Consider the following 14,761-nt stretch of genomic DNA (forward strand, 5'->3'; position numbering starts at 1 on the left):
GGTTGTCTTATGTCAGGTCTGACAGACGGGGCAGGACTAGAACTGAGTGCAGGCATTCAGGAACTGGTTCCGATCCTTCGGAAGGAGTCGAAAATGAAACACATAGCCCATGTGAAAGGCGGGGCAGGCGACGGCAAGGTCGGCCTGTTCGGCCTGACCTCTCTCATCGTCGGTAGCGCCATTGGATCGGGGATCTTCGCACTGCCGGCCACGCTTACTGGAGGGGCCGGCGCACTGGGCATCCTGTGTGGTTGGGCCATCGTGGCCTTCGGGATGCTCTCACTGGTGTCGGTCTACCGTAATCTGACCCTGCGCCAGCCCAACATCGACGACGGCATTTACGGTTGGTCTAAGGCAGGGTTCGGCCATATCGGCGGTTTCATTGGTGCCTACGGCCATGGTGCAGGTGACGCCATCGGCAACGCCTCTTATCTAGTTGTGATCTTCAGCGCCCTGGGCGCCTTCGGGGTGTTCAGCTACTTCGGAGACGGCACCACCTGGCCGGCCATTTTCGTCGCCTCGGCGCTTCTCTGGATCATCAATGCCCTGGTGCTGCGCGGCGTGAAAACCAGCACCATGATGAACAACATCGCCACCGTCGCTAAGGTGGTGCCCATTGTGCTGTTCCTCGCCCTGGCCATCTACCACTTCGACAGCAAGGTGTTCATGACCGATTTCCGTGGTGAGAGCCACGGCACCTCGATCTTCGACCAGAGCAAGACGGTGTTGCTGGCCGCCATGTGGACGCTGATCGGCCTGGAGTCGGGTACCATTTACGCCACTCGCGCTCGCAAACTCTCGGACGTGGCAAAGGCCTCCACCCTAGGCGCGATCATTGTCTCGCTTCTGCTGGTTGGCACCTCTGTGCTCGCCCTGGGCATCCTGCCGGCGCAGCAGATTACCCAGCTACACCAGCCCTCCATGGCCGGCATCATGGCCGCGATGGCTGGGCCTTGGGGCGGTATGTTGATCAACATCTGCCTGATCGTCTCGGTGGTAGGTGCGCTCATTGCTTGGGTAGCGCTGAGCTCGGAGGAGGTCATGCTCTCCGGACGCGGTAAAAGTGCCACCGCCTGGCTGGGCCGGCTGAATGAGAACGGTGCCCCGCGCAATGCCATGTGGCTCACCACAGGGATAGCCCAGGCGATGATGTTGGTCGCCGGGTTCAGTCACGCTGGCTATTTGGCGCTTCTTTCGTTCTCCACTTCTCTCGCCCTGATTCCGTACCTGCTGTCCTCGATGTACTCGTTCAAATGCGCCTGCAACGGTCGGGGGTACGAGGGTGAAAAAGCGCATGGACGCTGGTGGGAACTTGGCCTGTCGGCCTTCGCCATCTGCTTTGTGCTGTTCATGCTCTACGGCGCCGGCCTGAAATATGTACTGCTGGCCGCCGTGGTCTGGGCGATAGGCATGCCGCTGTTCATCCTCGGCAAACGCGAGCAGGGCTCGAGACTGACCATCCCGGAATGGGTCGTCTGCTTGGCCGTTGTCGCCATGGCGCTTGCTGGTTTGCTGGGGCTATGGACTGGTCATCTGACCCTTTAGGAGGGGCGCCAACGTCTGCTTGTGGCCGATTGCTGCCCCTGGGCAAAGGCAGCTTCCGGGCGGAGGCATCTATCGAACTCGATGAGCAAACGATCTCCGAGGGGGGCCGTACGCACCGAAGAGATCACCGATCTGGCCTCCTGTGCGCGGCGCACCCGACGAAAAACATGTGGGTGACCTGACGGTAAATGTCTGCTGATCCTGCGGGTAGCGATTTACTGAACGGTGCCATAAAGCGCTGAGCGGAAGTACTCGTTGATCGGATCTGGGAGGAGGTCTTGAGGATGGTCGCCACCCAGGGTGGCAATCCCGCTTTTACCCTCAATCACAGTGGAGCTCTCCGCTTCGCCGGAGAAGACATCCACGATGTCGATCTTTACTTCGACCTTATCGCGCATGAAGTTCCACTCGGTGGCGCGGTCTTCCCAGTGCAGGATGGTGGGGAAAACCAGGTAGCTGTAGCCACCGATACGGGCGCTGTTGAGGGCTTGATCGAAGTCTTCGACGCGATTTGAGCTCGTCACCTTCTGCGAGTTCTTCTGAAGTGCGGACTTAATGGTGCTGGCGGTCATCTTGCCCGAGCCAGGGTAGGGCTTCGCGCCGTACTGCCCATCTTCAGGGAGAGCCACGTAGTAGCTGGAGTGGGAGGGCAGGCCGGTCGACTTGCCGTCTTTGACGAAGTGAGTCGAGTCCATGCAGCCCACTGACGAAAACGCGAATACTGCGACTGCTAGAAGCCTTGAGACTGAAACCGGGATCATCTTCTTTCCTTGGCGTGATGTGCAGCCACCCTCTGGTGAGGGTGAAAGCCGGGTTCAAAGAGTACCCGTGCGCGCCATTGTTTCGCCATGTTTTTACGGCGCCTGGATGCACGACTCGACCGGATCAGCTTTTAAGTGTGTTTCAGTCGGCTGGTAGCGACTTGTCACTTGAGGCAATGCAGCCAGCATGGGCCGAAGCAGCGGACAGCAGACCTACATGATTGATTCGCTGCTGTAGTCCGCGTCTGGCTGGCCTCTGCCCGTCGTGGCGGCCGGCCATCGGCCAGAGACCTCTCGAATGGACAATGGCCGGGCAGTCGACGGAGGTGCCTCAGCTGTGCCGCGCCTGGCTCGCCTGGACCACCCGGTGCGCCGGCACGCGCAATTGCGTCAGCAGGTAATCGGCGAAATCCTGCGAGAAAGGCTGCAGGGCAATGGCGCGCTCCATGCAGCCCAGCCAGGCGGCGCTGAGAGCTTCGTCGACGGGCCACTGGGCGTGGAAGGACGGGATGGAGATGGAGCCGTATTTTTCGCTGAACAGCCTTGGGCCGCCCAGCCAGCCGCTGAGGAAGCAGGCCAGTTTGTCGCGCGACTGCTCCAGGCTTTGCGGGTGCATGCGGCGCAGGTCTGCCGCCTCTGGCAGTTCATCCATCAACCGGTAGAAGTCGTCGACCAGGCGACGCAGGCCGTCGATTCCGCCAGCGGCCTGGTAGGAGGCATCGCCTGTGCCGAAGGGAAGGGTGCTGCTCACGTTCGGGGGCTCGCTGAAGTTTTGGGAAACCCGATCATACCCGGCGCGTCGGCGGATGGCCCCAGGCTGGTGCCAGTTCAGACTCAACGCTCCCGCTCTGTGCGCCTCCCGATTCCTTCCTGGCCGGTGCAGCGAACGCCGCACACGCCGGAGTTGGTGCGGAACAAAGAGGCCAGCAGGGCTGGCCTCGGGACCTGCCTGCGGGTGAGGGTTCTTACTTTGCCCTGCTGCGCTGGTTCATCAGCCGCTCGATGATGCCCCAGTAGTTCACCGGCACCAGCCGCTCGATGATCGAGAGGATCAGCGCATCCATGCCGACGATGACCCGCGCGCGGTCTTTCTCGATGCCGTTGAGGATGATGCCGGCTGCCTTGGACGGCGGCATGCGCAGCAGGCGGTTCATTTCCTTGCGCTGGCGTTCGACCTCGGCCGGGTCGATGTCCTTCGGCGCCTTGGCATTCTTGGCGATGGAGGTGGCGATGCCGCCCGGATGGACGACCATCATGTCTACGTTGCTGCCACGCAGCTCGTGGCGCAGGGAATTGCTGAAACCACGCACGGCGAACTTGCTGGCGCTGTAGGCGGCCTGGCCGGGCGGGGAGACCAGACCGTAGAGGCTGGAGACGTTGACGAACTTGCCGGGCGCGCCATTGCGCTGAAGCACCGGGAGAAAGCTGCGGGTGATATCGACGACGGCGTGGAAGTTGATCGCCATAAGCCAGTCGAAGTCTTCCTCGCTCACCCGGTCGAAGCTGCCGCCGACGGCTACACCGGCGTTGTTGATTACCAGATGGACGGTCGGGTGTTCCTGCAGCACCTGTTCCGGGAGCTGGCGAACGGCATCCCGTTGCGCCAGGTCGAGCACATGCAGGCTGACGTGGCGGCCGGTGCGGGGGAGGCGGGCGAGGGTCTCGCGCAAGCCGGCCTCGTCGCGGTCGACCAGGGCCAGGTGGCAGCCTTTCCCGGCGAGTTGCTCGGCGAGGGCGCGACCGATGCCGCTGGCTGCCCCGGTGAGTACGGCAACCTGATTATCGAGCTTCATGAAGGTTGTCCTGAGTGCGCTGGATGTGGTCGGCGATCAAGCGGGAGAGCTGATGCGCCTGGAACGAGTCGATCTGGTGGCGCATGCCACGGATCACCTGGTGAGTCGCGCGGGGAATAGCTCGGGCGGTGGCTTCGCCGCCGCTGGGGTGGACCATGCGGTCGAGGTCGCCGTGGAGTACCAGGCTGGGCGCGCTGATGGTTTTCAGGTGGGCCGTGCGGTCGCCGGAGCGCAGGATTGCGCCGATCTGCCGGAACAGCGCCCTGGCGTCGGCGCGCTCGCCGTTGCGCACCCAGGCCAGCGCGGAGTAGTCCTGCCACTGGGCCTGCGCATCCGGCGCGTTGGCGTCGCCGATGTGGCTCATCATGGCGCTGTAGCTGGCGATGGCTTCGTCCCGCGACTTCGGCGCCTTGGCCCGCGACAGGCGCCAGAGCGTCGAGTAGGCGGGCTGGCCGACGCGGCGGTTGCCGGTAGTGGAGAAGATCGACACCAGCGACTTCACCCGGCCGGGATGGCGGTAGGCGAGGGTCTGGGCAATCATCCCGCCCATGGACATGCCGACCAGGTGGGCGGCGCCGATATTCAGGTGCTCGAGCAACTGGGCGGTGTCGTCGGCCATCTGCTCCAGGCCGTAGCAGGCGTCCGGAGCCTTGCCGAGCAACTGTTGGAACTGGCTTGGATGGGGCGTCGAGCTGCGGCCGGAGCGCCCGGCGTCGCGGTTGTCGAAGCAGATGACCCGCAGCCCGCCCTCGACCAGTCGATCAATCAGTGCGGCGGGCCAGTAGACCATCTGCAGGCCGAGCCCGGCGATCAGCACCAGCGCCGGCGCTGCCTCGCTACCGTGTTCCGAGTAGCACAGGCGCAGGCCGTTGGGCAGTGTGGCGAAGCGTTCTTCGTGCAGGGCCAGGCTCATGCGTGCGCTCCCCCTGCCTTGGCGGAGATGAACTCCAGGGCCGGGTCGTCGATGCGGCCCTTGCGGAATACCTTCACGTCGGCAGCGTAGTTCCAGGACATGGACCAGGGATGCGTGCTGCCCTGCCGGGGCAGTTTGTCGAGGGAGCGCTGGACGTAGCCGGCACCGAAGTTCAGCAGTGGTTCGGTCTTCATCGACGGGTCGGCCCTGGGGGTGCAGACCTCATAGCCGTGCTTGTGCATGTAGCCGAGCAGCCGTGTGAAGTGCTCGCACAGCAGGCCGATCTTCAGTGTCCAGGACGAGGAGGTGTAGCCGATTGCGATGGCGAAGTTGGGGATGCCGCTGAGCAGCATGCCCTTGTAGGTGACGCACTGCGACAGCGGCACCGGCTGGCCGTCGATCTTCGGCTGGATGCCGCCCAGCGGCTGCAGGTTCAGGCCGGTGGCGGTGACGATCAGGTCGGCTACGAGATGCTCGCCGGAGCGAAGCTGGATACCGGTCGGGGTGAAGCGCTCGATATGGTCGGTAACGATCGACGCCTTGCCCGAGGAAATCACCCGGAACAGGTCGCCGCCGGGCACCGCGCACATGCGCTGATCCCAGGGGTTGTAGGGCGGGTTGAAGTGAACGTCGACCGGGTAGCCTTCGGGCAGCATCCGCGTGTTCAGCTTATGGATGATCTCGCGGGCCTTGTTCGGGAAGCGCTGACAGAAGGCGTAGACCCAGCGCTGCTTGGCGATATTGAAACGGCGCGTCAGGGCGAACGCCAGGTCGACGCCCAGCCACGGACGCAGCCGGCGCGCGAGCGGGTCCTGCGCGGGCACCGGCAGCACGTAGGTCGGTGTGCGCTGCAGCATGGTGATGTGCGCGGCCTCGTCTGCCATGGAGGGAATCAGAGTCACTGCAGTGGCGCCGCTGCCGATGACGACTACGCGCTTGCCGCGGTAGTTGAGGTTCTCCGGCCAGTGCTGGGGATGCACAATCTGCCCCCGGAATTCGTCCTGGCCCTGGAAGTCGGGAGCGAAGCCCTGGTCGTAGCGGTAGTAGCCGGCGGCGGTGAAGATCCAGCGCGCCTCGATGACTTGTGTCTCATGGGTGTCTTCGCGGCGGATCGTGACCTGCCAGCGCTGCCGTTCGCTCGACCAGTCGGTGTCGGTCACCCGGTGCTGAAAGCGGATGTTCCGGCCGATGCCGTTCTCCCTGGCGGTTTCGGCGATGTAGGCCTTGATCGAGGCGCCATCGGCGATAGCCTTGTTCTCCTTCCACGGTTTGAAGCTATAGCCGAAGGTGAAAAGGTCGGAGTCAGAGCGAATGCCGGGATAGCGGAACAGGTCCCAGGTACCGCCCAGGTCGGCGCGCGCCTCGACGATGGTGTAGGAGAGGGTCGGGCAGTCTTTCTGCAGGTGGTAGGCAGCGCCGATGCCGGAGATGCCGGCACCGATGATCAGAACGTCGACGGCAGCAGGGCTGTTGTTTTTTGTTGTAGTCATCGAGTCGCACTCTGGTTGTGGCAACGGATGGTGGTGGCAACGAATGGCTGTGACAGTGAACGGTTGTGACAACGATTGTTGTCAGTTAACTCTGGAGTGTGACAACGCTTGTTGTCAAGGAGTAAGATTTCGCCATGAGTGATTTACCTTCCCACGCCGATATGTCGGCGGAGCGCACCTATTCCGGTGTGGCAGTGGCCGAGCGCGCCGCCCAGCGGCGGCAGCGTTTCATCGAGGCCGGTATCGAGCTGTTCGGTACCGTGGGCTACCACGCCACCACCATGCGCACTCTCACGGCAGCGACGGGCCTGACCAACCGCTACTTCTATGAGTCCTTCGCGACCATGGAGGACCTGCTGGTGGCCTGCTACGAGCAGCTCATGGGCGATTACCGCGAGCGCCTGAGTCAGGTGCTGGACGCGGCGGAAGGCGGCGTCGAGCCGCGCCTGCGTGCGGGCCTGACCTGCTTCTTCGAAGCCATGACCAATCCCCAGTTCGCCCAGGTGACCCACCGCGAAGTGCTGGGTGTCAGCCCGCGGGTCGACGAGCTGTACAGCCGGCACATGGGCGAGTTCGCCGAGCTGATGATGGAGTACCTCGAGCGCGCGGGCGTGCCGATCACTTCCCATGATCCGCGTGAGATGGCGCTGGTCGGCGCAGCATTGGCCGGCTCGGCCATCCACGCTGCCGCCGCCTGGGTGCGCAGTCGCTACTCGGCGCCGATCGGCGTGGTGGTGGAAGCGACCCTGAAGATCTTCCTCGGCGCGGTGGGGCAGTTGCAGGCGCCGCGAAACTGAGGGCCGGCGGTGGCCTGGTCCCCCTGCTTATACAGCGCTCAGTGTGTTGCGTTCGAGGAATGAATCCACAGCCAACCGCTGCCTCTGGACAGAGGCAGCTACCGACCCGTAGCAGAAGTCAGCCAGACGAATATTGCGGCAATCAACCTTGCCGCGCATTCAGGAAGATTGCCCAGCTTCCCATGGGGTTGATATGATAATTATTCCCATTTGCACTCGAAAGATGATTGGCAATGACGAGCCAGGGCCCGATCCGTCAGCTCGAGGTCGGCGACCTCTATAAGGAACAGCACCGTTGGCTGCGTGGCTGGTTGCGCAGCCGTGTGGATTGCAGCCAACTGGCGGCTGACCTGGTTCAGGACGTCTTCGTCCGCCTGCTCGGCAGTACCGACCGGCAGGGGCGCATCGAAGCGGTGCGTGAGCCACGCAGCTTTCTGGCGACGGTTGCACGCCGCCTGATGATCGATCACTACCGCCGTCAGCGCCTGGAGCGCGCGTGGCTACAGGCGCTGGCCGAGGTGCCGGAAGCCCTGGACATATCCGCCGAGGATCGGCTGATCCTGATGGAAACCCTGGTCCAGCTCGACGCCATGCTCGCCGCGCTTGGCGACAAGGTGCGCCAGGCCTTTCTGTTGTCCCAGCTCGACGGCATGACCTACCGCCGCATTGCCCAGACCCTCGGGGTGTCGCTCGTCACGGTGAACCGCTACATCGCGAAGGCCTCGCGCCATTGCATGCTCTATAGCCTGGAGCACGGCTTGTGAGCGGCGCCGGCATCAGCGCTGCGCAACTGGAGTCCATCGAACAGGCGGCAGACTGGTTCAGCCTGTTTGCCAGCGGTGACGCCGTCGCGGCGGATCGCCAAGCCTGGCAGCGCTGGCTGGATGCATCCCCGCACAACGGTTGGGCCTGGCAGCAGGCTGAGAGATTGCAGCGGCGCATGCAGGGTATGCCCGGTGATTTCAGCGGACGTGTCTTCGGCCTGGCGCGGGAGGATAGACGCAGCAACCGTCGCACCGTACTCAAGGGCATGCTGCTGGCCCTCGGGACGGGCGCGCTTGGGCTGGGTGGCTACCGCGAGTTCGAGCAGGGCGCGCTGTTCGCCGATTACCGCAGTGCCATTGGCGAGCGGCTACCGATCACCCTCGCCGATGGCAGCCAGTTGCTGCTCAACACTCAGAGCGCGCTGGACGTCGCTTATGCAGACGGGCAATGCCGGATGATCTTGCGCAGCGGTGAAGTGCTGGTGAGCGCCCTGGCCGGCTCCAGCCTCAGCGTGGCAACGGGGCAGGGTGACGTCCGTGCCGTGGGCGGGCGTTTTTCGGTGCGCCAGTTCGATGCTGTCTCGCAGGTGGAGGTCTACAGCGGACAGGTGCAGGTGCAGCCGAAGAGCGCACTGGGCGCCACCGCGATGGATCAGGGGCAGGCCTGTCGGTTCGATGTCGTCGAGGTGTTCTCCACGCGGAGGCTGGATTACGCCGCTGATGCCTGGTCCCGTGGATTGCTGATCGCCAACGACCAGCGCCTGGCCGACTTCCTGGCCGACCTGGGTCGCTACCGGCCCGGCCTGCTGCGCTGCGACCCGCAGGTGGCGGACTTGCGTCTGAGCGGCACCTTCGAACTGGACGACACCGAGCAGACTTTTCGTGCGCTGGCCAGCGCCTTGCCGGTGCGCGTGGAGCGTCGCACACGCTTCTGGATCACGGTCGTGCCGGCCTGATCGGCAAGAAATAATTCATGTGGGGTGATATCAATTCGCATCTTCGTTCGACCCATGAAAGACGGCCGATTCATACGGTCGGTGACCATGAGAGAAGGACGACGATGAATACCCCGCATACCCCCCCGGCAAATTCCCTGCACCCTCTGCGCGCTCGTGTGCGGCTGGCGATCCTCTGCACCGCCTTGCTGGCGCCCCTGCCGGTGCTGGCCGATACGGTTGCCACACAGCGTTATCAGATTGCCGCGGGTGAACTTGGCCAGGTGCTGACGCGCTTTGCCGCCGAGTCGGGAATCGTGCTGTCGTTCGATTCGCGCTTGACCCGCGGCCTGAACAGCACGGGCCTGGAGGGCCGCTTCCCGGTGGAAGAGGGGTTGCGTACCCTGCTTGCCGGAACGGGTATTCGCGCCGTGCGAGAAAGTGATGGCCGCTTTACCCTGGTGGCTGCGTCCACCGAAGGCGCGCTGGAGATGGACGCCACTTCGGTGATCGGCCAGGGCCTGGGGGAAACCACCGAACACACCGGCTCCTACACCACCGGCAGCACCAGCACCGCCACCAAGCTGCCGTCATCGCTGCGCGAGACACCACAGTCGGTTACGGTGATGACTCGCCAGCGCATCGACGACCAGGCCCTGGCCGACCTCAATGACGTTGTGCAGAGCACCCCGGGCATGGTCATCCGGCGCACGGGGCCGGAGCGCTCTACTTACTACGCCCGTGGCTTTGCCCTCGACAACATCATGTACGACGGCCTGCCCACCAGCCTCGACAGCTCCCAGCTGTCCCAGGATCTGCTGTCCGCAGACATGGCCATGTACGACCGGGTGGAAGTGGTGCGCGGTGCCACAGGTCTGATGCAGGGTGCCGGAAACCCGGCCGCGGCCATCAACCTGATTCGCAAGCGTCCTACGCCAACCTTCCAGGCAAGCATCCAGGGCAGTGCTGGCACCTGGGACCGCTACCGCACCGACCTCGACGTGTCCGGCCCGCTGACCGACAACGGTGCCGTGCGCGGCCGGCTGGTCACCGCCTACCAGACCCAGGGCAGCTTCCGCGACTCATTGGATAACGAGCGCAACCTGTTCTACGGGATCGTGGAGGCCGACCTGAACGACAGCACCACCCTGACAGTCAGCGCTTCGCGCCAGCAGGACGACTACAACGGCAACGGCTGGACCGGCCTGCCCGTGGGCTTCGATGGCAGCGACCTGAAGCTGTCGCGCTCCACCTCCCTGAGCAATGACTGGGAGTACTGGAACAAGACCAGCACCTCCGCCTATGCCGCCCTCGAACACGCGCTGGACAAAGGGTGGAAACTCAACCTGTCGGCGACCAGGACCTGGGCCGACCTGGACATGCTGGGCACCTACATACTCGGGCGCACCGCCACCCAGACCTATGACCAGTATGTCGGTGCCGGCCATTACCGGGAAAGCCAGAACAGCTTCGATGCCTACGCCAGTGGCCCGTTCCGCCTGATGGACCGCGACCACGAGCTGGTGTTCGGCGCCAGCCATCGCCGCGTGGTGTTCAATGGTGATGTGCCGCCAAACGTGCTGCTGCACAGCAATATCGATATCTACAACTGGAACGGCGACACCCCGAAGATTGCCAGCCAGACCAAATACGGTTGGCAGAACACCAACGCCAAGCTCAACAGCGTTTACGCGACCACCCGACTGAGCCTGGCCGACCCGCTGAAGCTGATTCTGGGCAGTCGCCTGGACTGGTACGAAAACGATACCAGCGCGCCCTACAAAGGCACGGAGACTGAGCTGAAGGTCAACCGTCACGTCACCAAGTACGCCGGCCTGGTGTATGACCTGGACACGCATCATTCGGTGTACGTCAGCTACACCGACATCTTCAAGCCGCAGAGCTACTTCGATACCTCAGGCTCGGTCATCGAACCGATCACCGGCAAGAACTACGAACTCGGCATCAAGGGCGAGTACTTCGACGGTGCGCTGAATGCCTCCGCCGCCATCTTCCAGCTGGACCAGGAGAACCGCGCCAAGGCCATCACCGACCAGAGCATCTGCCCCAGCTACCCCACGACCTCGTGCTACGAGGCGGCCGGCGAGGTGCGCAGCAAAGGCATCGAACTGGAGCTGCAAGGACAGCTCACGCCCAACTGGCAGCTGGGCGCCGGCTACACCTTTACCGAGGCCAAATACCGCAAGGATGCGAACAAGGCCAACGAAGGGCGCCTGTTCGATACCGACATTCCGCGGCACCTGTTCAAGATGAGCACGACCTACACCTTGCCCGGCGCGCTTGACCAATGGCGCATCGGTAGCTCCCTTTACCGGCAGAACCGCATCTACAACAAGGGCACCACCTACATGGTCGAGCAGGACGCCTTCACGCTGGTGGACTTCATGGTGGGGTTCAAGCCGACTGCCCATATCGATGCGCAGCTGAACCTGAACAATGCGTTCGACAAGAAGTACTACAACTCGCTGAGCTCCTCCGTCACGGTGCCAAGCAATGTGTATGGGGAGCCGAGGAATATGATGCTGTCGCTCAAGTACAGTTTCTGAACAGGGTGGGCGTGCAGGCCTGCCTCAGCGCCGGGCGGGTGGATTGAATGTCCGCCCCTGGCCGATAGCTACCGCCAGGGAACGGTAGCTATCGTGGCCTGTGCCGATCACTAACGTCTCCGGGCGGCATCAGCCAGCGCTTTGCAACCTGCGTCGCTGTTTGGCCTTGTACATCTCGCGGTCTGCCAGCTTGATCGCTTCCTCGGCGCTCATCTGGCCAGGGATGATGGCCGCAACACCGACGCTCGCGCCCGCATAGCTGTAGTCGCCCACGTCGCCACCCAGCTCGTAATTGCCGATGGTGGCCCGGGTAAGGCGCTCCTGGAGCAATTGCGCGGCATGCTCCATTTCCAGCGCCGGATCAGCAGGGCAGGCCGTCGGGCCGAGGGCGATCACGACAAACTCGTCACCCCCTGTCCGCCCGAGAATGTCGCTTGAGCGAAGGCCGTGTTTCAGTTGGCCGGCGACGCCGCAGAGGAGTTGATCCCCCGCCAGGTGGCCGAGCGTGTCGTTGATCTGCTTGAACCCATCCAGGTCGATCACCGCGACGAGGACGCAGGTCTTTTCCCGCTGGGCCAGGGCAAACAGGTGCGCGAAACTCTCCAGGATCGCGCGCCGGTTGGAGAGCCCGGTGAGCGAGTCCGTCAGCGCCAGTCTGGCCAGCTCGGCATTGGCGCAATGGAGTTGCTCGACCAGCTGCTCGCGCTCCAGCGAATAGCTCAGCAACCCCGACAGCAGGTTCAGCAGCGGCTCGGCATCGGGCTGTCGGGCCACCTGATCGGAGCTGGCGGCACAGACCGTGCCGAGCACCTTGCCGTCCTGGCCGCGGATGGGCGCGCTCACATAGGTCTTGATGCCCAACGCGGCGGCCGCTTCGGAGTCGCCCCAGCATTGCGCGACGTCGTCCGTGTACAACCGGTTCTCTTCCAGCGCGCGCTTGCACAGGGTATCTGCCCACGGCACCACCAGCCCTTCGGGAATGACCATGTTGCCGACGTTGCGGGCGAATTCGACGCGCTGGATACCTTCCTCGATGTTGATGGTCGTCAGGTAGGTTGATTCCATTCCGGTCACCTTGCTGAGCAGCGACAGCAATGGCCGCGTCAGTTCTTCGAGCGTTCGTGCCTTGGGAACGGTTTCGGAGAGAAGCGACAGTATCTGATCCATTTCGGTACTTCGGCCCCTGGGATTGATACGACGATTGTTAGCGAAACGGCTCTGTACGGAAAGGCCCGGAATGTCTATCAGGCATGCGCTTTTTCGCTGATATGTGGCCTGGGTCGAGTGCCGCTCTTTGCCGGCGAACTTCCTGCCGGTTCGGCGACCTGGCCCAGTAGCAGCACCGCCAACCCAACAGTTGCATGCCCGAAAACGCGGTGCCCAGTGCTCCGCTAGATCGCTCGAGGAATTCTGTACGGCTGTACAGAAATTTATTGCGCGTCCTGCGCCTTGCTGATAATAATCTGTACAACTGTCCAAAAGCCTTCCGCCAGAGAACGCCTTGGCAGCCGCATTGAGGCGATAACAACTATCAGAAGACCGCAGGTGCCAGTTCGCTCCATGCCTGTACGGTCGTACAAAACTCACGTGTCTTGCGAGGTGTGGGATGAAGGAAAAGCAACCTGGGGAACCATCCTCCGGCGTAACCCGTCGTGACCTGGTGAAAGGGACGATGGGCCTGTTGTGGGCGGGCGTACTGCTGGGAGGCCTGCCGTTGCCGGCGTTCGCCGAGCCGAAGAAGGGCGGGCGGCTGGTGTTCGGCCTGGCCGGGGCGTCGACCACCGACAGCCTCGATCCGGGTCTGGCCGAAGACGATTTCATGATGCTGCTGAGCCAGGCGTTGCGCGGCAACCTGGTGGAGATCGACAGCAGCGGCAATGCCATCCCCGAGCTGGCCGAGTCCTGGGAGTCCTCGCCGGACGCCAAGGTCTGGACCTTCAAGCTGCGCAGCGGCGTGCAGTTCCATAACGGCAAGCCCTTCGTTGCCGACGATGTGGTGGCCACCCTCGACTACCACCGCAAGGACGGCTCCAAGTCCCTCTCCAAGTCCATCGTGTCGCAGATCGATGAGGTCAAGGCGGTCGACGATTCGACGGTGCGCGTCAGCCTCAAGGGCGGCAACGCCGACTTCCCGGTGCTGATGAGCGACTACCACCTGAGCATCCTCCCGCGCGGCGCCGACGGCCAGGTGGACTGGCGCTCCGGCGTGGGGACCGGTGGCTACATGCTCAAGGAATACAACCCCGGCGTGCGCGCCTTCGTGGTCCGCAACCCCAACTACTGGAAGCCGGGCCGCGCGCATGTCGAGGAAGCCGAGCTGATTGCCATCGCCGACCCGGTGGCGCGGCAGAATGCGCTGCTCACCGGCAAGGTCAACGTCATCAACCGCGTGGAGATCAAGACCCTGTCGCTGCTGCAGCGCAGCAACAAGGTGCGCATCGCCGAGGTCACCGGCCTCAACCACGCCACCATGCCGATGATCGCCCAGGTCAGCCCGTTCCAGGACAACAACGTACGCCTGGCACTCAAGCACGCGGTGGACCGCGACCAGTGGGTGAAATCGCTGCTGCGCGGCCACGGCAGCGTCGGCAACGACCATCCCATCGGGCGTCAGCAGAAGTACTTCAACAGCGAACTGCCACAGCGCCAGTACGACCCGGACAAAGCGCGCTTCTACCTCAAGCAGGCCGGCATGGACAGCCTGGACGTGAGCATCAGCGCCGCCGACGCGGCCTTCGCCGGAGCGGTGGATGCCGGCGTGCTGTTCGAGGAAAGCGCACGCAAGGCCGGCATCAACCTCAAGGTGGTGCGCGAGTCCAACGACGGCTACTGGATCAACGTCTGGTCGAAGAAGCCAATGTGCATGTGCTACTGGACCGGCCGCGCCACCCCGGACTGGATCTTCAGCCAGATCTACGCCAGCGGCGCTTCCTGGGGCGACACCCAGTGGAACAACGAGCGCTTCGACAAGCTGCTGCTGCAGGCTCGCTCCGAGCTCGATGAGTCCCGGCGCAAGGCCATCTACTGGGACATGCAGGCCATGCTCCGCGACGAGGGATCCACCGTGGTGCCGATGTTCATGAACCACATCATGGGCATGGGCAACGACGTGGTCGCGTCGCCCACCATTGCCGGCGACATGGCGCTGGATGGCATGCGCGCCATCGAGCGCTGGTCGCTGGCATGAAGCGGGAGA

12 protein-coding genes are annotated in these 14,761 nt (G+C 63.5%); 6 read left to right on the forward strand and 6 right to left on the reverse strand.

Annotated elements, in window-relative coordinates; all coding sequences use genetic code 11:
- Nucleotides 1–93 precede the first annotated feature (93 nt).
- Nucleotides 94–1,545, forward strand: coding sequence for an amino acid permease (locus IB256_RS07155; protein WP_192401875.1), 1,452 nt, complete (start codon nucleotides 94–96; stop codon nucleotides 1,543–1,545).
- 215 nt (nucleotides 1,546–1,760) lie between these two features.
- Here IB256_RS07155 and IB256_RS07160 read toward each other — a convergent pair whose 3' ends face one another.
- From IB256_RS07160 to IB256_RS07180, 5 genes are all read right to left on the reverse strand, one after another.
- Nucleotides 1,761–2,240, reverse strand: coding sequence for a DUF4823 domain-containing protein (locus IB256_RS07160; protein ID WP_192294837.1), 480 nt, complete (start codon nucleotides 2,238–2,240; stop codon nucleotides 1,761–1,763).
- A 397-nt stretch (nucleotides 2,241–2,637) separates the two neighbouring features.
- The gene (locus IB256_RS07165; RefSeq protein WP_192294836.1) at nucleotides 2,638–3,057 is read right to left on the reverse strand and encodes a group II truncated hemoglobin; all 420 of its coding nucleotides are present in this window, start codon (nucleotides 3,055–3,057) and stop codon (nucleotides 2,638–2,640) included.
- Nucleotides 3,058–3,271: 214 nt separating this feature from the next.
- Entirely contained in the window at nucleotides 3,272–4,099 is an 828-nt protein-coding gene (locus tag IB256_RS07170) for an SDR family NAD(P)-dependent oxidoreductase (RefSeq protein WP_192401877.1), read from the reverse strand.
- Entirely contained in the window at nucleotides 4,086–5,012 is a 927-nt protein-coding gene (locus IB256_RS07175; protein ID WP_192294834.1) for an alpha/beta fold hydrolase, read from the reverse strand. The genes IB256_RS07170 and IB256_RS07175 overlap by 14 nt, the downstream gene beginning before the upstream one ends.
- Complete coding sequence (locus tag IB256_RS07180; RefSeq protein WP_192401879.1) at nucleotides 5,009–6,502, reverse strand: flavin-containing monooxygenase; 1,494 nt, start codon at nucleotides 6,500–6,502, stop codon at nucleotides 5,009–5,011. Before IB256_RS07180 ends, IB256_RS07175 begins: the two co-directional genes overlap by 4 nt.
- Nucleotides 6,503–6,636: 134 nt before the next feature.
- Here IB256_RS07180 and IB256_RS07185 point away from each other — a divergent pair, with 134 nt between their 5' ends.
- From IB256_RS07185 to IB256_RS07200, 4 genes are all read left to right on the forward strand, one after another.
- On the forward strand, nucleotides 6,637–7,299 hold the full coding sequence (locus IB256_RS07185) for a TetR/AcrR family transcriptional regulator (RefSeq protein ID WP_192294832.1): 663 nt from the start codon (nucleotides 6,637–6,639) through the stop codon (nucleotides 7,297–7,299).
- Between the two features lie 233 nt (nucleotides 7,300–7,532).
- Nucleotides 7,533–8,063 (forward strand): sigma-70 family RNA polymerase sigma factor, encoded by a 531-nt coding sequence (locus IB256_RS07190; RefSeq protein ID WP_192294831.1) that lies wholly within the window; start codon nucleotides 7,533–7,535, stop codon nucleotides 8,061–8,063.
- Nucleotides 8,060–9,019: a FecR domain-containing protein gene (locus IB256_RS07195; protein ID WP_285888482.1), complete on the forward strand. Its 960-nt coding sequence runs from the start codon at nucleotides 8,060–8,062 to the stop codon at nucleotides 9,017–9,019. The genes IB256_RS07190 and IB256_RS07195 overlap by 4 nt, the downstream gene beginning before the upstream one ends.
- Nucleotides 9,020–9,123: 104 nt before the next feature.
- Nucleotides 9,124–11,565: a TonB-dependent siderophore receptor gene (locus tag IB256_RS07200; RefSeq protein ID WP_192401881.1), complete on the forward strand. Its 2,442-nt coding sequence runs from the start codon at nucleotides 9,124–9,126 to the stop codon at nucleotides 11,563–11,565.
- Between the two features lie 129 nt (nucleotides 11,566–11,694).
- On the opposite strand, the gene IB256_RS07205 is transcribed toward IB256_RS07200, so the two are convergent.
- A complete protein-coding gene (locus tag IB256_RS07205) occupies nucleotides 11,695–12,732 on the reverse strand; it encodes a GGDEF domain-containing protein (protein WP_192401889.1) in 1,038 nt (345 codons plus the stop codon).
- Between the two features lie 505 nt (nucleotides 12,733–13,237).
- Between IB256_RS07205 and IB256_RS07210 the strand changes: the two genes are divergently transcribed.
- A complete protein-coding gene (locus IB256_RS07210; protein ID WP_225601666.1) occupies nucleotides 13,238–14,752 on the forward strand; it encodes an ABC transporter substrate-binding protein in 1,515 nt (504 codons plus the stop codon).
- The last annotated feature ends 9 nt before the right edge of the window (nucleotides 14,753–14,761 follow it).

This window comes from Pseudomonas sp. PDM17 (assembly GCF_014851985.1).
Classification (GTDB): Bacteria; Pseudomonadota; Gammaproteobacteria; order Pseudomonadales; family Pseudomonadaceae; genus Pseudomonas.